Genomic DNA, 534 nt, shown 5'->3' with positions numbered 1-534 from the left:
CGGATAGAATCAAGGCGGGTGCTTCCATCTGCTGGATGATAACTACGGACGCTCAGCTTACCCGGAGATTCGGAAGAAAGGAGAATGGCGGTTTTGCGAATTGCATCCCGGGGTTGAGGCAATATCTCGACTATCCTCACATCGCCTCCCTCGCCTGCCCGAAACCGATGCATTTCATCAATGGCACAAAAGATAAGCTCTTCCCCGTGCCTGGCGTAAAGGATGCTTTCGCCGAAATGCACAAGGTTTGGAAGAGTCAGGGAGCAGATAATCTGCTGGATACAGAACTTTGGGAAATTCCTCATTCCTGCGGTTTAAAGGCACAGGAGAAAATGCTGGAGTTTCTGGACAAGAATCTGAAATAGGGGTTAACAGTGTTAACAGTTAACAGCTGTTTTTCTATACTTCGACCGAGAAATTCGAAGGGAATTGCTTCTCTTAATATCGAAAACTTAATTCCAATATCGAAGAATTTACTTCTTCAATATCGAAGCACCTTCGAGCAGGGCGAGGGCCTTATTCTCGTTCTCCTCC

Annotated in this window: 1 protein-coding gene; it reads left to right on the top strand. The window is 46.6% G+C overall.

The features are described from left to right. Positions 1-365: hypothetical protein (locus ABD126_RS38680; RefSeq protein ID WP_343944871.1), on the top strand; the 365-nt coding region annotated here is incomplete at its 5' end. Positions 366-534: the final 169 nt, after the last annotated feature.

Source organism: Saccharothrix mutabilis subsp. mutabilis, from assembly GCF_039521145.1.
GTDB lineage: Bacteria > Actinomycetota > Actinomycetes > Mycobacteriales > Pseudonocardiaceae > Actinosynnema > Actinosynnema mutabilis.
The sequence above is the reverse complement of the archived record's forward strand: the minus strand, read 5'-3'. Positions and strand labels throughout refer to the sequence as shown.